Origin of the sequence: Pseudomonas reactans, from assembly GCF_013387025.1 — a bacterium.
Taxonomy (GTDB): Bacteria; Pseudomonadota; Gammaproteobacteria; order Pseudomonadales; family Pseudomonadaceae; genus Aquipseudomonas; species Aquipseudomonas reactans.
This window is the reverse complement of the sequence record NZ_JACAQP010000042.1, coordinates 79,914-104,406: the sequence shown is the minus strand read 5'-3', so window position 1 is coordinate 104,406 and position 24,493 is coordinate 79,914. Positions and strand designations below refer to the sequence as shown.

At 62.2% G+C, this 24,493-nt stretch carries 18 protein-coding genes; 7 read left to right on the top strand and 11 right to left on the bottom strand.

Going from position 1 to position 24,493, the window contains the following annotated elements:
• Positions 1-90: 90 nt before the first annotated feature.
• Both HX793_RS28520 and HX793_RS28515 read left to right on the top strand, forming a co-directional pair.
• On the top strand, positions 91-672 hold the full coding sequence (locus tag HX793_RS28520; protein WP_177058396.1) for a LemA family protein: 582 nt from the start codon (positions 91-93) through the stop codon (positions 670-672).
• Positions 669-1,835: a hypothetical protein gene (locus HX793_RS28515; protein ID WP_177096652.1), complete on the top strand. Its 1,167-nt coding sequence runs from the start codon at positions 669-671 to the stop codon at positions 1,833-1,835. Before HX793_RS28520 ends, HX793_RS28515 begins: the two co-directional genes overlap by 4 nt.
• On the opposite strand, the gene pbpC is transcribed toward HX793_RS28515, so the two are convergent.
• From pbpC to HX793_RS28500, 3 genes are all read right to left on the bottom strand, one after another.
• Entirely contained in the window at positions 1,836-4,136 is a 2,301-nt protein-coding gene (gene pbpC, locus HX793_RS28510; protein ID WP_177096650.1) for a penicillin-binding protein 1C, read from the bottom strand.
• A complete protein-coding gene (locus tag HX793_RS28505) occupies positions 4,117-9,915 on the bottom strand; it encodes an MG2 domain-containing protein (protein WP_177096648.1) in 5,799 nt (1,932 codons plus the stop codon). Before HX793_RS28505 ends, pbpC begins: the two co-directional genes overlap by 20 nt.
• A gap of 77 nt (positions 9,916-9,992) precedes the next feature.
• Positions 9,993-10,622: a LysE family translocator gene (locus HX793_RS28500; RefSeq protein ID WP_177096646.1), complete on the bottom strand. Its 630-nt coding sequence runs from the start codon at positions 10,620-10,622 to the stop codon at positions 9,993-9,995.
• 135 nt (positions 10,623-10,757) lie between these two features.
• Here HX793_RS28500 and HX793_RS28495 point away from each other — a divergent pair, with 135 nt between their 5' ends.
• On the top strand, positions 10,758-11,231 hold the full coding sequence (locus HX793_RS28495) for an Lrp/AsnC family transcriptional regulator (protein WP_025854407.1): 474 nt from the start codon (positions 10,758-10,760) through the stop codon (positions 11,229-11,231).
• Between the two features lie 193 nt (positions 11,232-11,424).
• Here the strand turns inward: HX793_RS28495 and HX793_RS28490 are convergent, their stop codons facing one another.
• The 8 genes from HX793_RS28490 to HX793_RS28455 form a co-directional block, all read right to left on the bottom strand.
• Positions 11,425-12,012 carry a mobile mystery protein B gene (locus HX793_RS28490; RefSeq protein ID WP_016978704.1) on the bottom strand — a complete coding sequence of 196 codons (588 nt, stop codon included), beginning with the start codon at positions 12,010-12,012 and terminating at the stop codon, positions 11,425-11,427.
• Positions 12,003-12,467 (bottom strand): helix-turn-helix domain-containing protein, encoded by a 465-nt coding sequence (locus tag HX793_RS28485; RefSeq protein ID WP_033897219.1) that lies wholly within the window; start codon positions 12,465-12,467, stop codon positions 12,003-12,005. Before HX793_RS28485 ends, HX793_RS28490 begins: the two co-directional genes overlap by 10 nt.
• 163 nt (positions 12,468-12,630) lie before the next feature.
• The gene (locus HX793_RS28480; RefSeq protein WP_010207670.1) at positions 12,631-13,563 is read right to left on the bottom strand and encodes a phosphatidate cytidylyltransferase; all 933 of its coding nucleotides are present in this window, start codon (positions 13,561-13,563) and stop codon (positions 12,631-12,633) included.
• Between the two features lies 1 nt (position 13,564).
• Positions 13,565-14,185, bottom strand: coding sequence for a lysophospholipid acyltransferase family protein (locus tag HX793_RS28475; RefSeq protein WP_061434693.1), 621 nt, complete (start codon positions 14,183-14,185; stop codon positions 13,565-13,567).
• A gap of 9 nt (positions 14,186-14,194) precedes the next feature.
• The gene (locus HX793_RS28470; RefSeq protein ID WP_122730011.1) at positions 14,195-14,638 is read right to left on the bottom strand and encodes a hypothetical protein; all 444 of its coding nucleotides are present in this window, start codon (positions 14,636-14,638) and stop codon (positions 14,195-14,197) included.
• Positions 14,628-15,926, bottom strand: coding sequence for a phosphatase PAP2/dual specificity phosphatase family protein (locus HX793_RS28465; protein WP_177058400.1), 1,299 nt, complete (start codon positions 15,924-15,926; stop codon positions 14,628-14,630). Before HX793_RS28465 ends, HX793_RS28470 begins: the two co-directional genes overlap by 11 nt.
• Positions 15,927-15,928: 2 nt before the next feature.
• Positions 15,929-17,677, bottom strand: a complete 1,749-nt coding sequence (locus HX793_RS28460) for a bifunctional alpha/beta hydrolase/class I SAM-dependent methyltransferase (protein WP_177052535.1) — start codon at positions 17,675-17,677, stop codon at positions 15,929-15,931.
• Between the two features lie 11 nt (positions 17,678-17,688).
• Positions 17,689-18,312 carry a CDP-alcohol phosphatidyltransferase family protein gene (locus HX793_RS28455; RefSeq protein ID WP_177096644.1) on the bottom strand — a complete coding sequence of 208 codons (624 nt, stop codon included), beginning with the start codon at positions 18,310-18,312 and terminating at the stop codon, positions 17,689-17,691.
• A gap of 305 nt (positions 18,313-18,617) precedes the next feature.
• Here HX793_RS28455 and hflK (HX793_RS28450) point away from each other — a divergent pair, with 305 nt between their 5' ends.
• Genes hflK (HX793_RS28450) through HX793_RS28435 form a run of 4 tightly spaced genes read left to right on the top strand, consistent with a single transcriptional unit; the run spans position 18,618 to position 24,438 of the window.
• On the top strand, positions 18,618-20,522 hold the full coding sequence (gene hflK / locus HX793_RS28450) for a protease modulator HflK (protein WP_177052536.1): 1,905 nt from the start codon (positions 18,618-18,620) through the stop codon (positions 20,520-20,522).
• 12 nt (positions 20,523-20,534) lie between these two features.
• The gene (gene hflC, locus HX793_RS28445; RefSeq protein ID WP_177096642.1) at positions 20,535-21,524 is read left to right on the top strand and encodes a protease modulator HflC; all 990 of its coding nucleotides are present in this window, start codon (positions 20,535-20,537) and stop codon (positions 21,522-21,524) included.
• On the top strand, positions 21,521-22,555 hold the full coding sequence (gene hflK, locus HX793_RS28440) for a protease modulator HflK (RefSeq protein WP_177052537.1): 1,035 nt from the start codon (positions 21,521-21,523) through the stop codon (positions 22,553-22,555). The genes hflC and hflK (HX793_RS28440) overlap by 4 nt, the downstream gene beginning before the upstream one ends.
• Positions 22,552-24,438, top strand: coding sequence for a cation-translocating P-type ATPase (locus tag HX793_RS28435; RefSeq protein ID WP_177096640.1), 1,887 nt, complete (start codon positions 22,552-22,554; stop codon positions 24,436-24,438). The genes hflK (HX793_RS28440) and HX793_RS28435 overlap by 4 nt, the downstream gene beginning before the upstream one ends.
• Positions 24,439-24,493: the final 55 nt, after the last annotated feature.

Here is a 24,493-nt window from a genome sequence, read left to right as displayed (position 1 = left end):
GTCGGTTCTGTGGGCCAGTACCCGGCGCGCCCTCTTGTTTTACCCCTAAAATGCGACCCTGTGGATAACTCAGCCAGGGATGCCTTCACCATGAACATCGAACTCCTAATCGCCGGCATCGTCGTGCTGATCATTGTTGTCGGCCTGGTCGGCTGGATGGTGGGCGTCTACAACGGCCTGGTGATGCGGCGTAACGATGTGGACAAGGCCTTCGCCAACATCGACGTGTTGCTCAAGCAGCGGGCGGATCAGATCCCGGATCTGATGCGCGTGGTGCAGACCGCGATGAACCATGAGCACGCGCTGTTTACCCGCCTCAGTGACGCGCGCCAGCAATACCTCAATGCCAGTAACCTGAGTGACAAGGTCGAGGCGTCCAACCAGTTGAATACGGCGCTCAAGTCGGTGATTGCGGTGGCGGAGGGTTACCCGACGCTGATTTCCGGTCCCAATATGGTCGAGCTTCAGCAGGCTATTTCGGCTGTCGAAGAGCGCATCGCCGACCGTCGTGAATTCTTCAATGAGTCGGTCAATCTCTACAACATCGCTATCGCGGTGTTCCCCGACCTGTTTTTCGCGCGAATGCTCAGCTATCAACGCATTCCACTGCTGGCCATCAGTGCCGAAGAAACCCGTTACGAAGGCGTGAAGCTTGAGGTGCCGGGGGCATGAAAACCACGCAGGCGGGAGAAGAGAAAAAGAAGTCGCGTTGGAAAACTCTGTTGGCGCTGTTGTGCCTGGCGGGGTTTGCCTGCTTGTTGGTCTACGCGCCGATGACCGTGGTGGCGATGTTTTTCCCGGTATTCGCCCTGGTGTGCCTGCTGGCCAGCTTCGGCCCCAACTTCTACAAGACCGAACAACGACTGGCCACCAGCCAGATACGGTCGCTGGCCATGGGCCTGGTAGAAATCCGTGGCAAGGTGATTGTGGATAAACCGCTGTTGTCCCCGGTGCACGGCAAGCCCTGCGCGGGCTACGTGTGGATCATCGAAGAGGGCGAAAAGGACGACGACGGGCGCTGGAGTTGGAGCCGGGCCAAGAGCGAGGCGCGCTGCAACGACTTCCGTGTACAGGACGCCACGGGAGAAATCCGCGTCATTGCCGAAGGCATCGACCTGTTCGGCAACAAATCACCGGACGATTATGAACTGATCGGCAGCTCGCGCCGCCAAGGCGAAATCCTGCTGGTCCAGGACTTGGACGTGATGCTGATCGGCGACGCCTGCGAGCGCGATGGCCAGACCGTGATCGCCCAGGGCAAACAGTCCAAGGCTGTATTCGGCGTGGCACTGACCGAGGACGTGGAAAACCGCCGGGTGCTGGCGCCGTTGTGGCGTGTCGGCAGCTTCTACGGCGCGGTGGTGGCGATGCTCGGGGTTGGCGTGATGGCCATGACCCCCGCGCATTTTGCCCAACTGCAGTTGCCGGGCCCGGACACTTATCAACAGATGGAGTCACTTGGCCCTGTGTATAAGCTGCTGGCCTGGCTGTACCGCGAGGGTGGTTTTCCGATCCCCTTCATGGCCGCGTTCGGCTTCATGCTGACGATTTTCGTGGTGTTGATATGGACCCGGCTGTTGCTGCCCAAAGGCATGCGCCTGGCGGTAGGCCGTGTGCTTGGCGCTTGGATGGCGTTGGGCATGGTGATTGGCGGCGTGGTCACCCTGCTGCTGTTCGTCGCCCATGTGGATGCGCTGAAGCAGTTTCTGGTGTGGATGCTAATCCTACTGGGCACCCTGGTGTTCTCGTTGTTTGAGCAGCGCAAAATGGGGGTTGCGTACAGGCATTTTGCCAAACGTGTGAGCAAGGGCAGTTTCAGTGATGAAGATGCCTGATCAGGGCACAAACTCCACCTTCAACCCTCGACTCGTACTGCGTCCCTGATCATCACTAACCCGCAACCGATACTCCCCCGACTTGCCCGGCCGCCAATTCAGTGTGCTTTGCGGTGGGCCCTGGCCGATCAGGGTTTGATCAGCAAACCAGTACAGCGTCGCTGCGTCGCTGGCGGTGTTGGCATTCAGCGGAATGCTTTCCTGGGGTTGGGACAGGCGCAGTTGATAGCTCACCTGGGTCAGCGGCGAACGGATCTGCGGGGCTTCGCTCTGGTCGCTGAGGCGGTTGGGCTGGCAGCTTTTCATCACGTTGGGCGGCGTGCGTCGCGGCAGGCCGGCGGCGCGGTACAGGCGTTGCACGTCGCTGGGCCAGAATTCGAAGACTTCTTCGCGGGTGTATTGCGCATCGAACGGTGGGCAGGCGGCTTTCCCAGTGCGGGTGTCGATCAGCACCGGGCGGTGCAGGTTGGACACCCGAATCGGCGATACGCCGGGGATGTACCAGGTCTTGCGGGTTTGCGGGCACCAGCGGTTGGGCAACTCGCCGGATGCGGCGCAGACATCGATGCGCACCAGCCCGGCGGGCGGTTTGTCGGCCTTGATGACCACGTTGGGCAACGCCAGGGGCAGGGCGTCTGCGATGCGAAAAAATAAGGGCGCGGCAGTCTTGGCACCGATAAATGCTGGGTTCGGCCGGCCATCAAAATTACCCACCCACACCACCAGCACGTAGGGGCCTACCAGTCCTGCACTCCAGGCATCGTGAAAACCCCAGGAAGTGCCGGTTTTCCAGGCGGTACGCCAGTGGCGTCCGGGCAGACCATCCGGGCGAGGGTTTCGGCGCAGCATATCGCGAACCATGAACGCCGCCTGGGGCGTCAGCAGTTGGGCGCCGGTGGTCTGGGGCTGTTCCTGCAAATAGCGCAACGGCCGCAGATGCCCGTCCCCGGCCAGCATCACGTACAGACGCGCCAATTCTTCCGGGGTCATTTCACCGCCACCGAGGGCCAGGGCCAGGCCGTAATGGCTTTCGTCACGCAGGCCTTTGATCCCGGCGCGTTGTAATAGTCCATACAGGGAGGGCGACTTGACCTGGCTGGCGAGCCACACCGCCGGGATATTGCGACTACGGATCAGTGCGTCCCGCGCCGTCAGTGGCCCGACAAAACTGCCGTCGAAATTTTCCGGCTGGAAGTAGCCGAAGTTACTCGGCAGGTCCTTGAGGATGCTCATGGGGTGAATCACCCCTTGGTCCAGCGCCAGCCCGTACAGGAACGGCTTGAGTGTCGACCCTGGTGAGCGCCGCGACAGCACGCCATTGACCTGGCCGTGAAGGCTTGTGGATAAGTAATCCGCCGACCCGACCAATGCCTTGACGCTCTGGTCGCGGCTGTCGATCAGGATCGCCGTGGCGTTTTCCACACCCGTGCTGCGCCGTTCGGCGATGAAGCCGGTGATCAGGCGTTCGAGCAACTGTTGCAGCGGCAGGTTGAGGGTGCTGTTCAGCTCATTACCGGGCTGGGACGCCAGCAGTTGTTCACTCAAATGCGGCGCCAGGAACGGAATCTGCTGGCGGCTGCGTGCTTCCAGGGGCAAGTCCAACAAGCTGTCATTGCGCGGATCCTGTGGATAAGTCTCGCGCCAGTCGTTCATCAAGCGCAGCCGAGCGTTTTGCAGCGACGCCCCGAAGCGCGCCCGCCGCCCTGGCTGTTGCGGGATCACCGCCAGCGCCAGTGCTTCGGACAACGACAACTGCGCCGCCGACTTGCCGAAGTAGATGCGGCTGGCCGCCTCGGCACCTTCGATATTGCCACCCATCGGCGCCAGGTTCAGATAGGCCTCAAGGATGTCGTGCTTGCTGTAGCGCGCCTCCAGCCACAGCGCCAAGGCCATCTGCTGCAACTTGCCCGGCACCTGGCGGGTGTTCAAGTCCCATAAGCGCCGTGCCAATTGCATGCTCAAGGTCGAGCCGCCCTGGCGCTGGCCACCGCTGTAGGTGGCCATGGCCGCGCGCAGTAACGCCGGGGGATTGATGCCCGGATGCCAGTAGAAATTGCGGTCTTCCTTGAGCAGCAAGGCTTCGACCAATGAAGGAGAAATCCGCTCCAGCGGTAGCCAAAGTCGGTATTGCCCGTCATCCGCCAAGGTCATGCGCAGCAGCGAGCCATCATCGGCCAACACCACCCGCGATGAGGTCACCGTCTGTTCCAGCGGAGCATGGGGCCACACTCGCAGCCCCACCAGGACCACCGCCGCTGCGAACAGCGGCAGTGTCAGGCGCTTAAGGCTTGGTAATTTCAAGCTGGCCTACTTTGCCGCGCCCTTGCAGGGTGGTTTCGTACATGCCTTCGGCATAGGCCGGTGGCGTATTGAACGTGCCCGCGTTGGTAGCGCGCACGCGGTACACGAAAGTGCCTACATCACGCAGCGCGTTGCCGTACAACACCACTCGATCATCACGTACGTCCACGTACCCCGGCTGCCAGTTGCTCAGCTCGGTTTCGCCGATGGGGGCTTGCCAGCTTTCTTCTTCCTGGCTGTCCTCTTCCACGTACTCGGACTCTTCGCCTTCCTCGCTGCTGGCGGCTTCCGGCTCCGGCGGCAAGTTATACACAGGCTCGACGCCACCGGGCAGCAGGTCGACCACGGCCACTTGCTGCACCTGGTCACGGTCGGTCGCGCGCAGACGCAGGCGCACCAGGAACTCATCACCTACCGCGACCTTGCTCACCGGCTCGCCCTTGAGGTCGAGGTATTCGTGGATGATCTCCAGGCCATTGGTGATCGGTTTGAGCTTGGCGCCCTTGTCGAAACCGGCTTCGCTGAGCATGTAGAACGCCGCCGGACCGTCGGATTTTTCCATCACCAGCTTCTGCGTCGCACCCGGCACCGCGGCGCGGGGTGGCTGACCGGCCATCTCCAGCAATTGCTGCTGCTTGTCCCCCAGCCAGGCCGTGGCCTTGAGGGTCATGTCGCTTTGTGCACGCTGGCCGTAGTTATCCAGGGCGCGCAGCAGCAGGGCCGCCGACAGCGAGTTGTAACGTTGCTCGTTGAGGCGCTTACCGAGTTTATCCAGCAGCGCTGTAGGCACATCGTCCATCAGCTCTGGGAAATGTCGCGCCAACAGGTGCAGGTGTTCGGCGTCGTGCACCAGCGGGTCGTAGTACAAACCGTCGCTGTCCCACTTATCCACAAGCGAGCGCCAGGGGATTTTGCGGAACAGCATGTCAGCCTGGCGATCCTGCTTGAGCAGCTTATAGCTGGCCGCCAGGTAGGCGGCGCCCAGGTCGTTCTGCCAGCTGTCTTTGAAGTAGCCTTCGTAGCGCTCGCGGATATCGCTCAAGGCGCCGCTTACCAGAATCCCCTGACGGCTCAGCAGGTAACTGGCGTAGGCGCGGTTGCGCAATTCCGACAGGCCTTCGCTAGGGCCGTTGGCCAGGTCAGTCAGATACGCATTCGAGCGCACCAACAGGTCTTCCGGCACCGGCAAGCCGCGCTCCTTGGCTTCGATCAGGAAGTCAGTGGCGTACAGGCTGGCGTACGGCGCCACGTCCGGGTTGGCTGCCCACAAACCAAAGCCGCCGGCCTGGTTCTGGCGCTGGCGCAGCATGCGCACCGCGCTGCCGAAGGCCTGTTCGGCCTCAGGTGCGTCGCCGCCCCAGATCAGCGCCGGCATGGCCTTGGACACCAGTTGCTCGGTGCAGGCGTAGCCGTAATCGTCCAGGTAATGCTTGAGGCCGTTGGCCCACACCAGTGGCGAGGCCGCCACGCCCAACTGTACGTCGCGCAATTGACTGAACAATTCGCGGCTAGGTTTGAGCTCTTTGCTGGCGCTCTCAAAGCGACCCAGGCTCAGGGCGACGCGATGTTCGCCCAGTGGGCGGATCGACGTGGTTTCGGCCACCTGGATGCGTTTGCCATCCGGCAGCACTGCGACAAATCGCAGGTCCGCCGAGCCAAGCGTTTCGCCAACCTTGATCTTGAACTCGGCGGTGCCTTCCTTGCGCGGTTGCAGGGACAAGGTGCTGCCCTTGTCGCCCTGTACCTTGAGGCCATCGCTGGTCTGCAGTTCAAACTTCACCTCTGCCGCCGCGTCGAGGTTGCTGAACACCCCGGCGCTGACGTTGAACACATCCCCCGGCGCCACAAAGGCCGGCACGTTGGGCGTGATCACGATGGGACCACGTACATCGGTATTGGCTTCGCTGACACCGACACTGTCGTTATCCACAGCCACCGCAAACAGGTGCAGCTTGCCGTTGAAGCTGTCCGGCACCTGGTAATGCAGCACGGTTTCGCCAGCGGGCAGGTCGACCAGTCCAGACCACCAAGCCACAGGCGGCTGGTGTTTACGCTTGAACGGGTTGAGGTGATTGGCCAGGGCGCCTTCCGTATCGCCACCGGGCGCTGCCCCACTGAGCAGACGGCTGAATTCCGGCAGGATCAGGTCAAGGATCTGACTGGTGCCGACTTCCAGCGCACGCTTCTGGAAGAAGAAGCCCAGCGGGTCCGGCGTCTGGTAGCGCGCCACTTGCAGGATGCCTTCGTCCACCGCGTACACCACCGCGCGGCCTGGGCGGTCGGCGTTGACCTTGATGTCGAGCATCTGCCCCGGCTCGATTTTCGCCGGGCCTTCAACCTTCAGCGCCATGCGCCGCGCATCCAGGTTGATGCTAAAGGGCACCACGCCATAGGACAACGGGCTCATGTACACCTCGACCGAACCCATATCGCGTACAAACTGCACGTTGACGTAGGCATTGCCTTCAAGCCCTGCAGGCACGCGGATATGTTGCACGCTGTTGGTGCTGTCGGCCTTGAACCACTGCTGGGTGTAGACCTTGTCCCGCTCGATGGTGATCAAGCCGGCACCGGTATACGGCGCACGGATGCTGATCGCAATTTCATCACCGGTGGCGTAGCTGCGTTTATCCAGGCGCAGTTGCAACTCGGCATTGCGTTCCAGCGAGCGCGAGGTGTTGCCTCGTCCGGCCACGCTGTAGTCGATTTGGTTGAGCAGGTTGCCGTTGGCGTCTTTCAATTGCAGGGTGAAGTCACCCGGTGTGCCGGTGTTCAAGGCCTGCTTGGCGCCTTCCTGGGTCATCACCAGAGGTGAGGCCGGCTGGCTGATGTTCTTGATGCGCGACTCGTACTTGTAGGTGCCGTTGGATTGTTTCACCAGCACCGATACATAACGATGTTCGACCACTTCAGTGGTCAGGCCGTTCACCGCCAGTGGCGAAAGGTCCGGCGCGACGGCCAGCCATTGCACCTGGCGCGGCGCATCCTTGGCGACGTACGACAGCGAATCCTGACTTTTCACACCTACAAGGTAGGGCGCGGACGACACCAACAAGGCACTTTGCGCCGCCACATTGCGCCCGCCTTCGGCTTCGAACACCTGGCTCATCACCTGCAGGCGATAGGTGCTGTTGGCGAAGCGTTGCAGGTTGAGGTCGAGCACGGCCTGGCCGTTATCGTCGACGGTGGTTTCGGCCAGGTCTTCCGTGGTGGCGTCTTCCAGGGAGTCGTTGAGGCGGAAACGGTAATCCGGGTAACGATCAAACGCAGCGAGTGTTGGGCTCAGGGACATTTTGGCGGTCACACGACGGCCGGACGCCGGGGCGCCAAACAGATGCATCGCGGTGACCTTGGCCACCACTTGGTCCGGTGGGATCCAGCCCTGCACAGGCGAGTCGTGCAAACTCAGGCTGACCTTCATGCGGTCCGGCTCGAAGTCGCGGACCTTGAAGCTCACGCTGCCCAGGTCGGTGCGGGTCTGCTTCTGGCCGATCAACTGCAAGGTCGCGGTGTATTCCCCGGCGGGCGCGACTTCGCTGCTGGGGAAATCAAAGCTTTCAAAACCGCTGGCGGACAGCTTCAACGGCTGGCGAATCACTTCCAGGCCACGGGGGTCGGTGATTTGCAGCTCCACCGGCAGGCCCAGCAGGGCGCCTTTCCAGTTGCCGCTGCGCACGATCATGCCCAGGTGCGCGGTTTCGCCCGGACGGTACAGGCCGCGGTCGGTAAACAGGTAGGCGCTGAGGCGATCGATCGCACCGTCTTCTTCCAAACCGCCTACATCGAAGCGCGACAGATCCAGTTGCTGGGACTGACGGGCGATCGGCAAAAACGACTGGTCATTACCGCGAGTGACCACGTACATCAGCGGCGTTTTCTCACGGCGCAGTTCATCCAGCTTGGCGAAGTGCGCGTGGCCTTCGGCGTCGGTGCGGCCGCTGCTCACCGGCAGACCGTTCCGCCCAATGATGTCGACTTGCGCGTCGGACACCGGCGAGCCGTTGCCGATGGACTGCACATACACGTCATGGCTGCCATCGCTGGAGCGCTTGGCGATGATGCCCAGGTCCGTCACCACGATAAAACGCAGGTCGCTGGTGCTGCTGCGGTCGTATTCGAAAGTGCGTTGGGCTGGGTCATCCTGCGGGCTCAGCTTGAGTACGAAAATCCCGCGACGGCCGCCATTGGCGGTGAGGTAGTGGCTGAGGTCCACGTTGTCGTAGACGGTTTTTGCCGGGTCATTGGACGACAGCGGGATATCCAACGACTGACGCTCGACCATGCGATCGAAATATTCGTTGCCGAAGTTCGGCCGGGCAAAGCTGCCGCTGCTTTGGTCCACCAGGTGTTGCAACTGGTTGGGCAGCAGGCGGGCGATTTCCACATGGGCGCCAGGCACACCGCGAGCCATGAAGCCCAGGCGTTTTTCGCCATTGAGGCTGAGCAAAGCGCCGTCAGACAGGAACTGCAAGGTACGTGGGTAAGCCGGCATGCTGATCAGCGACGCCGTAGGATTCTTCGCCAGGTAGCCGCCGATGGCTTCCAGGTTGGCGGGGACACGCACGTACACCGCACGCCCGGCCGGGGCCTTGAATTTGAAGGCGTGCAGGGTATTCAGCGGTTCGACGCTGGGCACATGGGTCAGGTTGAGTTTGGTGCTGCGGGCGAGCAGGGCGTCGTCGATGTCGTTGCTGCTGTAAGGGCGCGTGTCGTCTTGGGCTTTTTCCGGCAATAACCAGGCCTGGACCTTACCGGCGATGGTCTCATCGGCTACCGCGCTAGAACTGCTGAACATCAATACCGGCTCTGGTTCACCCCGTGCGTTGTCGACAAAACTCACTTCGGCGCCGGTAAAGGTCAGGCGATAGCGGCCGGGCACGGTGACTTCCGACACCAGCGGCGCGGTGCTGGCGTTGCCACCGTCGCGGGCCTTGATGCCTTCGTCGAGCTTGGCGCTGACTGGCGTGCTTTCCAGTGGCGTGGCCAGGGCGGCGGAGCGCACGTAGGCGTTGAGTTTTTTCTCGTCGAAGGTGATTTCCGGGCGGTTGGGCAATTGGGCGTCGCGGTAGGCCAGGCCTTTGCCGAGGGTTACCGTGACGCGCTTGCGTAGGTTGTCTTCATCCACCGGGTGGGAAAAATGGAAGGTCGCCACCAGCTGTTTCAGCGTTGGGTTGGACGGGTCCTGGTACAGCTCGTTTTGCGCCAGGGTGGCGCGGAACGGTTGGGTGGAAAACTGCGTGCTGTATTGGTCGAGCAACACGCCATCGGCAAGCAGGTTTTTCTTCGCCATGTCGAGGGTGTAATGGGCGTTGATGGGCCAGTCTTTTTCCGGCACAAACAACAGGCTGCGGTCATCCGCCCAGCGCCAGGTGCCCGCTACCGCAGGTTTAAGGGTAATACCCTCGGTGACCGGTTTGCCGATGGCCGACAACGGAGCCACGGATTCGCCAAAGCGCACCTGCAAGTTATCCACAACCGGCGTTTGCTGGGTGTAGTCGGTAAGGTTGGGTTTGTGCAGCGAGTAGCTCGCGGTATGCGGCTGTGGCAGGTTGGAGTACCAATGCCAGCCGTAGAAACCGGCAGCGGCCAGCAACACCAGGCCCACTAGGCCGGCACCGGTTTGACGCGGATAAGCGCGCGCCTTGCTGCCCAGGTTCGCCAGCCCACGCCCGACTGCACGCAGCCAGAGCGGCGGATGCCATTGGCCAAAGACGGCCCCCACCACAGTCAATAACGCACCGACAATACGGCGGCTGATCGCTTTGAACGAATCGAACATGGTGAGCATCCCTGGCTAAGTGCGGCGTATCTTACACGCGTCTTTGATACAAAAGATGACGCCGATACGCCGCACCGCTAGGCGTGTTGCACAAAAGTGAGGCGCACCGCAAAACCGATCAAAAGACTGCCGAATAGCCACTGCTGCATACGTTGCGCCGAGCGATTGCGTGCCAGCCACTGGCCAATGCGCGCGCCAGCCAGGGCGTAGCAACAGTCGAAGGCGAAACCGACTGCTACCAGAATCACCCCCAGCAACGCGAATTGCGCCGCCACGGGGCCGGCTTGCGGGTTGATGAATTGCGGCAGCAGCACCGAACAGAACAGCAGTGCCTTGGGGTTGAGCAGGTTAGTCAGCAAGCCGCGTTGCAGCGCGCCACGCCAGGCACGGGTTGTCAGGGAGGCGTTGGTAGTATCGAGGGCAGGCAACATGTTTGCCCGCAGACACTGCACCCCCAGCCACAACAGATAGGCCGCGCCGCCCAGGCGCACTACATCAAAGGTCCAGGGCGCCACTTTGAACAAGGTCGCCAAGCCCATGCCTGCCAGGGCCACATGGCAGGCGCGGGCCAGTCCCAGGCCAATCGCCGTGGTCAGCGCCAAGGCTTTGCCCTGGCGCGCGCCGGTCTGCAGCAGCAGGATCATGTCCGGCCCTGGCAGCAGATACGCCACCGAAAGAGCCACCAGAAACAACCAGAGTTCCGCCATGTTCCACCCCCTTGTGTGTTGGCCAATTCTAGGGCCGAAGGGCGGGGCAGGTGCTTGCGTAGTCAGCTAGAAAAGCGTCTAGTCGTGGCACTATCTGCCACTTATCACTCTATTGGCCATCCATTTATGCCAAATCTGAAACTCGACGCTTTTGACCGCAAGATTCTTGAAGCCCTGCAACGCGACGGCCGCCTGAGCAATGTGCAACTGGCCGACGAGATCGGGCTGTCTGCCTCACCCTGCCTGCGACGCGTGCGGTTGCTGGAAGAAGCCGGTGTGATTCGCGGCTACCAGGCCACACTGGATCGCGATGAAGTGGGCCTGGGGATGATGGTGTTCGTGGGCGTGAAGGTGGAGCGGCATAACGACACCGAGGCCAACGCCTTTCGTGAGGCGGTCACGGCGTTGCCAGAGGTGATCTCGGCGTTCCTGGTGTCGGGGGAGTCGGACTTTCTGTTGCAGGTGGTGGTGCCGGATTTGCGCGGCTATGAGCGGTTCGTCACGGGTAGTTTGCTGAAGCTGCCGGGGGTGAGGGATATCCGCAGCAACTTCGCGATCCAGACCGTGAAAACCCCAGGGGCGTTGCCACTGGGGCATTTGCCGGGTTAGGCGTATGAACTCTATTTGGTGATGGGCGAACACCTTACTTGCTCCCGTTGGACTGCGCAGCAGTACTAATCAAAAGCTGGAGCCGCTTCGCGACCCAACGGGACGGTGCGACGGTTCGACAAGCTCCCTCGCCACAGGGTTACAGCGGATTCACGATTCACCCTAACGTTGCCCGTTATCCTCAAGCGGCGCTTCAACTGCGCACGAATGCCAACAGTAGCGTGTAATCATTGTTGTCGGCAGCGCGAAGCGCTTGGATGTAGCGTTGGCGCACTTCATTAGCGGTCACCAAGTTACCGCGACCCCAGGAGAAGGGAGCAAGACCACATTGCCTCAGCAGGCAGTCGGTCATGAGGCGAGCATGTCTACCGTTGCCATTCGGAAAGGCGTGTAGCCAAACAAGTCGGTGGTGAAAGCGCACGGCAACCTCTTCTGGCGGGAAGACATTGTGTTCCAGCCAGTAAGCCATGTTGTCGAGCAACTGCCGTAAATTGACGGCGATCTGCGTCCAATCACAGCCGATATTCTTATCGGATTTGCGGAAGGTGCCGGCCCATTTCCAAGTGTCGTCGAACATTTTCACGTGAAGCTCACGGCAGAAATGATCGTTCAATACATCCAGCTTTTTTTGCCGCGCTATCCAACGTGAGGCTTTGAGGATGTTTTGCGCCTCCCATTCATCCAGTTCGCCCTGGGTGGCGATATGCCTCGGTTTCAGGCCAGCGGCTTCGTCGGGATCGAGAGGCGTTTGGCCTGGTTTCAGTTCCAGTTCTATTGCCATAGGCGGGCCCACGATCCGTCGAGTAGTTCTCTGCGGCGTTCATCAATCTGACGTTCGATGAACGCATCAGAGGGGCGTTGGTCTTCGAGGCTCATGGAGTGTGCAACGCCTAGGATTTCTTGCTTCGCCATGAATTCGGCGCGGTCTTGGATGACTTCGTGCAGGGGCTTCTTGGGGACCAGGCCGTAGACGAGTTCACAGTCCAGTGCTGCTGCTAGCTTTCTTAGCTGTGCGAGCGATATCCGATCTTCAGCCTCGGAGCGCTCGGACTTGGTCAACGTCCCTGAGGATACGCCGGCAATTTCGGCCTGCGTTTTTAATGAGCGGCCTAATGATTCTCGGATAGCCCGCAACCAACCGCCTGGCGGAACAGCCGCATTTTTAATGGTATTAAACGGCTCAATGGCACGTTCTACTTGAGAAAGGCGCAGTTTGTAGAGCTTGGAAGCACTCATGGTAAATGACCCTTTGTAAGCCTATAGGCTATCAATTTCGTAATTAATATTAGCCTATAGGCATACAAATAAAGAAAAAAATAAGCCTATAGGCTAACAAAATACGTAATTTTGTTTGCCTATAGGCTTAAAAATTCGTTCAAGTTGTTAATGGCAACGAAATTTACGTCCACCAATACCGCACAAGATGAAAGAAAATCGGCGCCGCAAAGCACACCGAATCCAACCGATCCAGCATCCCGCCGTGCCCTTCGATCATATGGCCCCAGTCCTTCACGCCGCGATCGCGTTTGATCGCCGACATCACGATGCCGCCGGCAAACCCGAGCAGGTTGATCAGCAGTGCAATCAAGAACGACTGCCACGGGTTGAACGGGGTGGTCCACCACAGCGCTGCGCCGATCAGCGACGAGAGCAGGATGCCGCCGACAAAGCCTTCCACGGTTTTCGACGGTGACAGGTTCGGTGCGATCTTGTGCTTGCCGAACAACTTCCCACACACGTACTGCAAGACGTCCGACAGTTGCACCACGATCACCAGGTAGGCAATCAGCAGCAGGTTGCGGCCTTCGTAGCCAGGGATGTCGAGGGTGAGCAGGGCGGGCACGAAGGATACGCAGAACACTGCGATCATCAGGCCCCACTGCACTTTCGACGCGCGCTCCAGGAAGTGCGTGCTGTCGCCACCCAGGGAGGCGAGGATCGGCAGTAGCAGGAACACGTACACCGGGATGAAGATCGAGAACAGCCCGTACCAGTCCGAGTAGATCAGCAGGTACTGCAGCGGCAGCGCCAGGTAGAACGCGGCGACCAGCGCCGGGTAGTCGCTGCGGCGGGTGGGGGTGAGGGTGAGGAATTCGCGCAGGGCGTAGAACGACACCGCGTAGAACAGCAGGATCACCGCGCCGGTGCCGAGCCAGAAGGCGATGCCGATCACCACCACCATCACCCACCAGGCGTTGATGCGGGCGTTGAGGTTGTCGATGACGGCATTCGGGCTGCCACGGGTGCGCAACTTGAGGATCAGGCCGATCAGCGAGGCGAGCACCAGGATCGCGCCTATGCCACCGAACAACATCAGGGTTTGGCTATCCATGTCAGACAGGCTCCGGGGCAAGGGCGAGCAGGGCATCGCGGGTGCGGGCGAGGAAGGCGGTTTTGTCTTCGCCGTCTTCCAGTTGCAGCGGCGCGCCGAAGCTGGTGGTGCACAGCAGGGGCAGCGGCAGCACGCGGCCCTTGGGCATGACCCGGTTGAGGTTGGCGATCCACACCGGCACCAATTCGGCCTGTGGGTAACTTTTCGCCAGGTGATACAAGCCACTTTTGAACGGCAGCAGCCCGTCTTCAAGGTTGCGCGTGCCTTCGGGGAAGATGATCAGCGAATCGCCGCCTTCCAGGGCGTTGAGCATGGGTTGCAAAGGGTTATCCACAGGGTCCTTGCGTTCGCGGTCGATCAGCACGCCGTTGAACACGCGGTTGATGATGTAGCGGCGCAATGCGCTTGTATTCCAATAATCGCTGCCGGCCACCGGGCGCGTGAATTTGCGCAGGTTCTGCGGCAGCGAGGCCCACAGCAACACAAAGTCGCCGTGGCTGCTGTGGTTGGCGAAGTAGATGCGTTGCACCGGCACCGGCGCGCACCCCAGCCACAGGCTGCGGGCACCGGTGACGGTGCGGGCCATGGAGGTAATCAACGTGGCGACCACGGGTTCGAACATGGGGATTCCTTATCCGGCGAAAGGCAGCCAAGGGCTGGCGAGGATCACGCCCAGGGTCAGCAGCGCTTGCGCGCCCAGCAGCCAGGCTTGTTTGCGCAACAGTTTGAGCGCGCCACGACGGCGTTCGGTCCAGGGCCGGCCAATGCGCTTGGCCGATTGCAGGCCAAGGGTTTGCAAGGCCTGGTCGAGGTCCGGGGTGCGGTCGATGTCGCGGGCCAGCAGGGCGAACAGATCGGCGTCGAAGGCCACGCGCAGTGCCCAGTACTTTTGCAGCAGCCCGAGGATAATCATCCACAGGCTCAGCAGCAGGCAGATCGGCGCAATACTCGCCATCAGCAGTTGAGCCAGGCCGAATGCGACGCCGACCAGGGTCAGGCCTGTGGATAACTGATCCAGCGAGCGACCACGACGCAACAAGCTGGCGACAACCTGCAGTTCCATATCAGCGGGCATGGGGTAAACCCTCCAAAGCTTCACGGTGTGCGGGGTGCAGGACCACATCGGCCCGCGCTGTACGAATGATAGTCAGCGCATCCTCTATCGTCGCGGCGCGCCCGGTGTGCAGCAACCAGGCGGCCACGGCGGTGGCGCTGCGCGAATAGCCGAGGGCGCAGCAGACCAGCAAAGGGCTGCTAGTGCGCAAGCGCTCGATGGCTTGCGCGGCTTGCAGGCATTCGGTGGGGCTTGGGGCAATCAGGTCCAGCACGGGAATCGATTGGTAAGCGCGGCCCTGTGGATTAATCGGCAGTTCGGCGCAGAGATCGACGATGGCCTTGAAGGGTTCTTGCTCACTCGTTGTAGGAATACGCCCGAGCCAGACGTTATCCACAATCAGGTCAGGTTGTGGATGCTTACGTGTCCACAGGCGCGAGTTGACCCAGGCAGCGGCCAGATAGGGCGCGTACAGCCAACGCGCGGCGGGCGTCAGTTGGCCGTCACCGCGTTTCTGGAAGCCCGCAGCGCCGAGCACGAAGTAATTCGCTTTGATCAAGGCGAGGGAAACCGCAGGCCAAAGTATCCACAACCAGCCACCGCCCAGTACAAACGCAAGAATCGCCAACAGCAAGGCGCCAAGGCCATAGCGCACACCCAACCGCCAGCGCTTGGGGTCCCGCGTCAGCCGCGCATTCAACAGTGGGCTCGGATGCTCCACCGGCCACAACCACACACACAGCCACCCGGCGAGGGCGCCTGTGGGTAAGTCGATAAAGTGATGTTGATAAGTGGTCAGCACCGAAATGCCGATCAACGCGAACCAGCCATGCACCAGCCAACGCCAGAGTCCCTGGGTATGGCGTTGGTACATGACCCACAGGATCACCAACAGCGCGATATGCAGCGACGGCGCCTGGTTGAACGGCTTGTCGAACCCCGCCAGCACCGCAAACAGCCAGCCAAATACGCCGTCCAGCTCCGGCCGCTCGAAGGTGAAGCGCAGCGGCCAGATCAGGAAGCAGCTCACGGCGATCACCTGGGCACTCAGCAAGCGCAGCGCATGTTGCTTCAACTCATGCCGGGTGTTGGGTAGCAACAGGGAAAACCCGTAGAGCAGGTCGATGGACCAGTAGGGCACGATGGTCCAAGCCCAAAACGGCATATGGGTTTCCCAGTCGAACACCAGTGTGCCGACGTCGCTGCGCTGGCTGGTGACCCAGGTGGCAAAGCCGTAGGTGCTGAAAAACAGCGGCGCCAACAGCAGCAGCCACAGGAACGCGGGTTTCAATAAGCCGGGTTCGCGCATGCTCAGATCTTCTGTGCCAGGGACACGGTGAAAATGCCCCACTCATCCACTCGCTGGGTGATCTTGCGGAAACCGGCGGCTTCCACCAGTTGATCCATTTCCGCCTGGCTGCGGCGGCGCATCACCCAGGCCTGGCCTTGGCGGTGGCTGGTCAGCGCGCGGGCGATCAGCTCCAGTTGCGGGTGCCATGGCTGCCCGGTGTAGACCAGATAGCCGCCGGGCTCTACGGCCTCAGCGAGGCCCGCCAGCGAACCGCCGACCATGCCGTTATCGGCAAACAGCTCATACAGCCCGGACACCACCGCGAGCGTTGGCTTGGGTTCCAGCGCGGCCAGGTCCAAACGGTCAAACGCATCGCCTTTGACGAATTGCGCGATGTCGCCCAGGCCTTTCTCGCGAATCAGCGCGCCCCCGTCGCGCACGTTGATGTCGCTGTAGTCGCGCAGCAGGATTGATTCCGGCAGCGGCGACACGCCCTGCAAGGCTTCCAGGATGTAGCGGCCATGACCGGCAGCGATATCCACAATGCGTACTTCGCGATCTTCCCCGCGCAACTTGGCCATCGCCAGGCGCAACAGTTCTTCGACATTTAACTTGCGCTGGCGAATGCCGCGCCAGCCGATGGAGTTGAGGTAGTTGGTGTCGATCATCCGCCCCAGCCCGCCCTTGCCGGTGGGGGTGTTGCGGTACACGTAGTCGAGGGTGCTCCCGGAGTCGAAACCGGTGTCGAAGCCCAGCTTCACACCGTCCGACAGGTTCTTGCCCAGGCCCATGCTGGCGCGGGTCATGCGCCAGTACAGGTCGCGCAAGGAGTTGCGCGGTAACGGCGCGGCGAGGGCTTCGGACTCGGCGCAGGTGGCGCCCAGCTTGTCGGCATCCAGCAGCGAGGCGCGGTCCAGCGGGTGTTCGAAGTTCTGCAGGATGAAACGCCGGGCGCTGCTCACCGCAGTGGCGCGGTCGCGTTCGCCCAAGGTGTCGTGGAAGAAACCGGGGAGAATGTGCAGCTCTTTTTTCAGGCTGCCGAGGCGGTCGAAAAATTGCTGCTGGGGTTTGCGGTGCACCACAAAGTCCGAACCCGAGATCAGCAGTTGAGTCGGCACCTGGATCGCCTGGGCATCGGCGACAACCCGGTCGGCCGCTTCGTACAGGCCGAGCAGCACATTCACCGAAATGGCCTTGGTGATCAGCGGATCGCTGTCGTAGGAGGCGACGCGCTCCGGGTCATGGCTGAGAAACTTGGCCTTGACGTAACTGTTGACGAAAAAGTTGCCACGGAACTTGCGCATCAGCGCCAGGCCTGGCCGGGCGAATGGCACGTAGAGCTTGACCTTGAACGCCGGGGACGCGAGCACCAGTGCGCGAATCTTCGGCGCGTAGTCGTGCACCCAGGTCGCGGCAATCACCGCGCCGACGCTTTGCGCAATGACGGCGAAGTTCTCCTCCTCGATGCCATAGGTGGCGCCGATGTGGTCGCAGAAGGTCTGCACATCACGGGCGCTGGTGGCGAAGCTGGGGCTGTCACCGCGCTCGCCGGGGGATTGGCCGTGGCCACGGGCGTCCCAGGCGAAGAAATCAAACTGCGGCAGGTTCAGCTCATCCACCAGGTGGGCGATACGTCCCGAATGCTCATGGCCGCGATGGAACAACACGATTGCCTTGCGCGGCCCGGTAGTTTCCGTGGCCGGCCAGTGCCGGTAGAAAAGCTCGACGCCGTCGTGGGTACTGAAGGTGTGCTGTTGCTGTTCGCGCATCGCAAAAATCCTTATGCAATCGGTGAGGTTTCTTGTTGTTCTTTGAGGCCCTGACGCACGCGGTTGACCAAGGTGTAGGCGAGCAGGGCGGCCACCAGCCACATCACGGCGTCGACCCAACCCGCGCCCAGCCAGCCCAGCGCCACGCCGGTGGCCAGTACTCCGAGTACGAACGCGCGATCGCTTTTGCCCATCGGCCCGTCATAACGCCGCGATGCGCCCACCATCGGCCCCAGCACGCCGGCGTATTCGCTGAACACCGCCAGCAACGCCACCAGCAGCACCGGCGCCAGGCTCACGCCGGGGATCAGCGCAAACGGCAGGATCAGCGCACTGTCGGCGATCACATCACACAGTTCATTCAGGTAGGCGCCCAGGCGCGACTGCTGGCCGAATTCACGGGCAAGCATGCCGTCGATGGCGTTGAGCGCCATGCGCAGGATCATCCACAGCGGGATCAGCGCAAACAGCCACAGGTGTTGGGCGAAGCTGGCAATCAACAGGCCGATCAGCAAGGAAATCACGCCGGCCAGCACGGTGATCTGGTTGGCGGTGGTGCCATTGTCATAGAGGCGCTGCACAAGAGGGCGCAGCAGGTTTTGAAAACGCGGCTTGAGCTGATAGATCGAAATCATGGGGAGTGACGCTTCCTTGTCCGTGGACCCGCGAAAAACTGTTCTGGAGTGTGCCCGATTCTTCGTGGCCTGCACCAGTGATGGCGCGTGTTTCTGGGGGTTTAGTCACGATATCGAACGCGCTGAAGAACAAATGTGGGAGCGGGCTTGCTCGCGAATGGGGTGGATCAGCCAACTATTACGTGACTGACACTCTGCATTCGCGAGCAAGCCCGCTCCCACAGGGGATTTGCGTTGTATTCGAACAAAAATTTCACGCTCCGTGTTATATCGTAACGAATCATGTACAGGCGGGCGTTGAGTGGATGCAAGTGGATCTGGAAGCTGACGGCGCTTCGGTGGAAGGCCTTCCGCGTTTTCAACAGGGGCTGTTCCATGCCCGCCGATTGCGCCAGGCCGGTATCAGCCTGACGGTGTTGGCCGTTGCCGGCTGGGTGCTGGCGCTGTTTGTCGCGTTGTTTGCGCCGCTGTCGATCTGGCCGGTGGTGCTGATCAACTGTGCGTCGGCATTGCTGCTGCTGGTGGCGGGTTTGCAATCGGCGTGGTGGGTGGCGGATTGGCGTGCGCAGGCGTTGGAAGAACCGACGGTTGATGTGCCGGTTGAAGACGCAAGCCGGTACGCGCGGCTTGTGGAGCGTTTTGGCAAACAGATCGGTACGCCGGTGTTGTGGTTCGGCGGCTGGTCGTTGCTGGCGCTGGTCAGCATTGTCGAGTTCTGGAACCTGGCGCTGCCCGCCGCACCGGTCGGTCAATCGGCAAGCATCGGCGCCGCGTTGGGGTTGGGATTGGCATTTGGTTTGCTGGTGTTTGAGCGCCGTCTGGCCCAGGAGACCACCGCGCAATGGCCGGAAGCCTCGCAACTGGCGCAGTTGAGCCGAGTAGCGATTATTTGCCTGGTGGTCAGTGCGGTGTGTCTGCTGTTTGCCGGGGCTAACTCAGTGTGGCCACTGAGGTTGGCTGTGTTGATCGGTTTGCTGCCGGCCTTGGTCTCGCTCGAATTTCTATTAAGAGCCGTGCTGTCCCTGTTCAGCCCACGTCAGCCCCGCGTCGAGCCGCGCTTGATGGCGCAAAGCTTTATTGCCGGATTGTTACGCTGGCCGCCGCAGCCCTTGCTCGCGCTGCAACATGAACTGCACAACCGCTTCGGCATCGACTTGCGCCAGATCTGGGCATTTACCTACATGCGCCGGGCGTTTCTGCCGGTGTTGCTGGTGGTGCTGGCGGTAGGCTGGGCGCTCACTGGCGTGCACGAAGTGCCCCTGCAAGGCCGTGGGATCTATGAACGTTTCGGCAAGCCGGTGCAGGTCTTCGGCCCTGGCTTGCATGCGGGATTGCCGTGGCCACTGGGCCGCGTGATCAGTGTGGAAAACGGCGTGGTGCATGAACTGGCCACCAGCGTCAGCGAAGCCGCCACGCCAGAACTGGCGCCTGCCGAAGGCCCGGCGCCGCTGATCGCCAACCGCTTATGGGACGCCAGCCATGTGAATGACAAGTCCCAGGTGATCGCCAGCAGCAGCGGCGACAAACAGAGCTTCCAGATCGTCAATATGGATGTGCGGTTTGTCTACCGCATCGGCCTCACCGACCAGGCCGCGCTCGCTGCCACCTATAACAGCGCGGACGTGCCGACCCTGATCCGCAGCACCGCCAGCCGCATCCTCGTACATGACTTCGCCTCGCGCACCCTCGACGAATTGCTCGGCGAACAACGCACGAGCCTGGCCGACGAAATCGGCCGCGCCGTGCAGGCCGACCTGCAAACACTCGACAGCGGCGTAGAAATTCTCGCCACGGTGGTGGAGGCGATCCACCCACCGGCCGGTGCCGCCAACGCTTACCACGGTGTGCAGGCTGCACAGATCGGCGCCCAGGCCCTGATCTCCCGCGAACGCGGTGCGGCCAGTGAGCAAACCAACCAGGCGTTGCTGCAAGCCAGCACCGCCCGCGACCAGGCCACGGCCACGGCCCGCGAAGTGAACGCGGGCGCGCAAGCGGCCAACCTGCGCTTCACCGCCGAACAAAAGGCCTACGCCACCGCCGGGCAGGCGTTCGTGCTGGAACAGTACCTCGGCCAACTCAGCCAGGGCCTGGCTCACGCCAAGCTGCTGATTCTGGATCATCGCCTGGGTGCCGACGGCGCGCCGACGATCGATCTGCGTTCTTTTACCTTGCCGGCCGATCCTTCGGTGCCGCGTAAAGCCGTTCAATAAGGAGTCTGTCTGTTGAGCGCTCATTCTCACGATCACGGTCATCATCACGGCCATCACCACCACCATCATCACGGTGACGAACAAGCGGCCGGCCCGTTCCCCTGGCGGCGTATGGCCTGGGCGCTGTTGCTGGTGCTGTTTGCGGTTGCCGCCGCCAGCCTGGTGCAGGTGCGTTCCGGCGAGGCCACGGTGATTACCCGTTTCGGTAACCCGTCGCGGGTATTGTTGGAGCCGGGCCTGGGCTGGCGTTGGCCGGCGCCGTTCGAAGCGGCGATCCCGGTGGATTTGCGCCTGCGCACCACCTCCAGCGGGTTGCAGGATGTGGGTACCCGCGACGGCCTGCGCATCATCGTGCAGGCGTACGTGGCGTGGCAGGTGCAGGGCGACGCAGACAACGTGCAGCGCTTCATGCGCGCCGTGCAGAACCAACCGGATGAAGCGGCGCGGCAGATTCGTACCTTCGTGGGTTCGGCGCTGGAAACCACGGCCGCCAGCTTCGACCTGTCCAGCCTGATCAACACCGATGCCAGCCAGGTGCGCATCGCTGATTTCGAAGCGCAGCTGCGTCAGCAGATTGATCAACAATTGCTCACCACCTACGGCGTTCGTGTCGCCCAGGTCGGCATTGAACGCCTGACTTTGCCGTCGGTCACGCTCACCGCCACCGTCGACCGCATGCGCGCCGAGCGTGAAACCATCGCCACCGAACGCACCGCCGTGGGCAAGCGCGAGGCCGCGCAGATCCGCTCCGCCGCCGAGCGTGATGCGCGCATCGTGCAGGCCGATGCCACGGTGAAGGCTGCCGATATCGAGGCCCAGTCGCGGGTCGAAGCGGCGCAGATTTATGGTCGCGCCTATGCGGGTAATCCACAGCTGTACAACCTGCTGCGGTCTCTGGATACCTTGGGCACCGTTGTTACACCAGGCACCAAGATCATCCTGCGCACCGACGCCGCGCCGTTCCACGCCTTGGTGGACGGGCCGAAGGACGTCCAGCCATGACCGAGCGTGACAGCCCGGACAGCCCATGGATCCAGGCCGGGCGCCTGACCTTCCTGGCGTTGTACGCGGTGACGGTATTGGCGGCGTTGGCCTGGGCGTTTTCCAATGTGCGCCAGATCGACCCGCAGAACCGCGCGGTGGTCCTGCATTTCGGCGCGCTCGACCGTATTCAGAACGCCGGGCTGTTGCTGGCGTGGCCGCAGCCGTTCGAGCAGGTGGTGTTGCTACCGGCGGCTGATCGGGTGATCGAACGCCGGGTGGAGAACCTGCTGCGCTCAGACGCGGCGGTCCAGGCCGACCGTGTAGCCAGCTTCGCCACGCCCTTGAGTGATGCGCTGGCGGGTTCCGGTTACCTGCTGACCGGCGATGCCGGCGTGGTGCAACTGGATGTGCGGGTGTTCTACAAGGTCACTGAACCCTATGCCTTTGTGTTGCAGGGCGATCATGTGCTGCCGGCCCTGGATCGACTGGTGACGCGCAGCGCCGTGGCCCTCACCGCGGCGCGGGACCTGGACACGATTCTGGTGGCGCGACCTGAACTGATCGGCACCGACAACGGCGCCGCCGAGCGCCGTGAACGGTTGCGTGGCGACTTGGTGCAAGGCATCAACAAGCGCCTGGTGGAATTGGCTTCCACAGGTTTGGGGTTGGGTATCCAAGTGACCCGCGTCGATGTGCAATCCAGCCTGCCGGGCCCGGCCGTCAATGCGTTCAACGCCGTGCTGACCGCCAGCCAGCAAGCCGACAAGGCCGTGGCCAACGCGCGCACCGACGCGGAAAAACTCACTCAGACCGCGACCCAGCAGGCCGACCGCCTGGTGCAAGTCGCCCACGCCCAGGCCAGCGAACGCCTGGCCAACGCCCAGGCGCAAACCGCGACCGTCGCCAGCCTGGCCCAGGTGAAAGACCCGGGCTTGCTGTTGCGCCTGTACCGCGAGCGCGTGCCGAAAATTCTCGGCCAGGCCGGTTCTGTGACCACGGTCGATCCGAAAGACGACTCCCGCTTGATCATCCAGGGAGCCGAACAATGAGCGCACCCATGCTGACCTCCGCTGAACAGCGCAGCGCTGCCCGGCAATTGACCCTGGCCATGCTGGCCTTGGGGTTGCTGGTGCTGGGCCTGGTATGGCGCTGGCTCGCGCCCGACCAGACCGGCGTGAGCCAGTTGCTGCTGGGCGTCGCGTCCTTGCTGGTGGCCGTGCCGGTGATGCGTTCGGCCTGGTACAGCCTGCGGTTTCCGAGTTTGCATGGCATCACCGATCAGTTGATCGCCCTGGCCATGCTCGGTGCCTGGGCCACAGGGGATCTGCTGACGGCGGCGTTGCTGCCGATCATCATGATCTTCGGCCATGTGTTGGAAGAGCGCAGCGTGATCGGTTCCCAGGAAGCGATCCAGGCGTTGGGCAAGCTGACGCGCAGCCACGCGCGCTTGGTGCAGGCTGACGGCAGCATTGTCGAAGTGGATAACGGCACGCTGAACACCGGTGATGTGGTAGAGGTGCGCGCCGGTGACCGGGTGCCGGCTGACGGTGTGGTGCTGTCGGGCCAGGCGAGCCTGGACACCGCGCCGATTACCGGTGAGTCGGTGCCGTTGGAAGCCAGTGTGGGCGTGCAGGTGTTTGGCGGTGCGATCAACCTGGATGGCCTGCTGCGCCTGCAAGTGACGCGTACGGGCAATGAATCCACCTTGGGCAAAGTCATCGCGCTGATGCAGAACGCCGAGCGCGCCAAGCCGCCGATCACACGCCTGCTGGAACGCTATGCGGGCAGCTATATGGTGCTGGTGTTGTTGCTGGCGGCGGTGACCTGGTTTGTAACCAACGACGCCCAGGCGATGCTCGCGGTGCTGGTGGCGGCGTGCCCGTGTGCGTTGGTGCTGTCGGCGCCGGCCACGGCGATTGCGGGCATCGCAGTCGCGGCGCGGCATGGGATTTTGATTCGCAGCTCGGCGTTTCTGGAGGAGCTGGCGGACCTGACCTCGTTGGTAGTCGACAAGACCGGGACGCTGACCTTCGGTACCCTGCGCCTGCAATCCATCGAAACCACCGCGCCGGATCGGCAGGTGCTGCTGAATCTGGCGGCCAGCCTGGGCTCCGCGAGCAGCCATCCGGTCAGCCGGGCGTTGGCGGGGTTGGCAACGCAGGAACAACTGCTGGCGTTGACGGATATCCGTGAGCGTCAGGGGCTGGGCGTCGTGGCGCAGACCGAGCAGGGCGAAGCGGCCTTGGGTCGGCCGGAATTGTTCGAGCAACTAGGCATCGTCACCACCGCCGTGCCGAACCACGATGGCCCCATCGCCGGGCTGGCGCTGAATGGGCAGTTCCTCGCCTGGTTGCTGCTGGCCGACAGCGTCAAGCCGGAGGCACGCCAGGCCCTGCAAGAACTGCGTGACCTCGGTCTCGGTCGCCAACTGCTGCTTACCGGCGATCGTCAAAGCGTGGCCAACAGCCTGGCGCTGGAGGTAGGCATCAGCGACGTCGAAGCCCAGGCCCTGCCGGAAGACAAGCTCAACCGCGTGCTGGGTGAGATCGGCAGCGGCTTTCGCCCGATGGTGGTGGGGGATGGCATCAACGATTCCCTGGCGCTCAAGGCAGGCGTGGTCGGCGTGGCCATGGGCGCGGGCGGGGCGGATATTGCCCTGGCGTCGGCGGACGTGGTGCTGATCGGCAGCGACCTGCGGCGCCTGGGCACCTGTGTGCGCTTGAGTCGCCAGTGCCGGCAGACCTTGCAGGTCAACGTGATCATCGGCCTGGGTTGGACCTTGGCCATTGTCGTGTTTGCCGCGTTTGGCTGGTTGGGCGCGGCGGGCGCCATGATTGCAGCGGTGTTGCATAACCTCAGCACCTTGCTGGTACTGGGCAACGCCGGGCGTTTGCTACGCTTCCAAGAGCCTCTTTTGAAGCTCGAAGAATAATTTTCAGAAATATTTGCACACGGCTGTAACGCGGATGAGGGGCCTCACTCTAGTG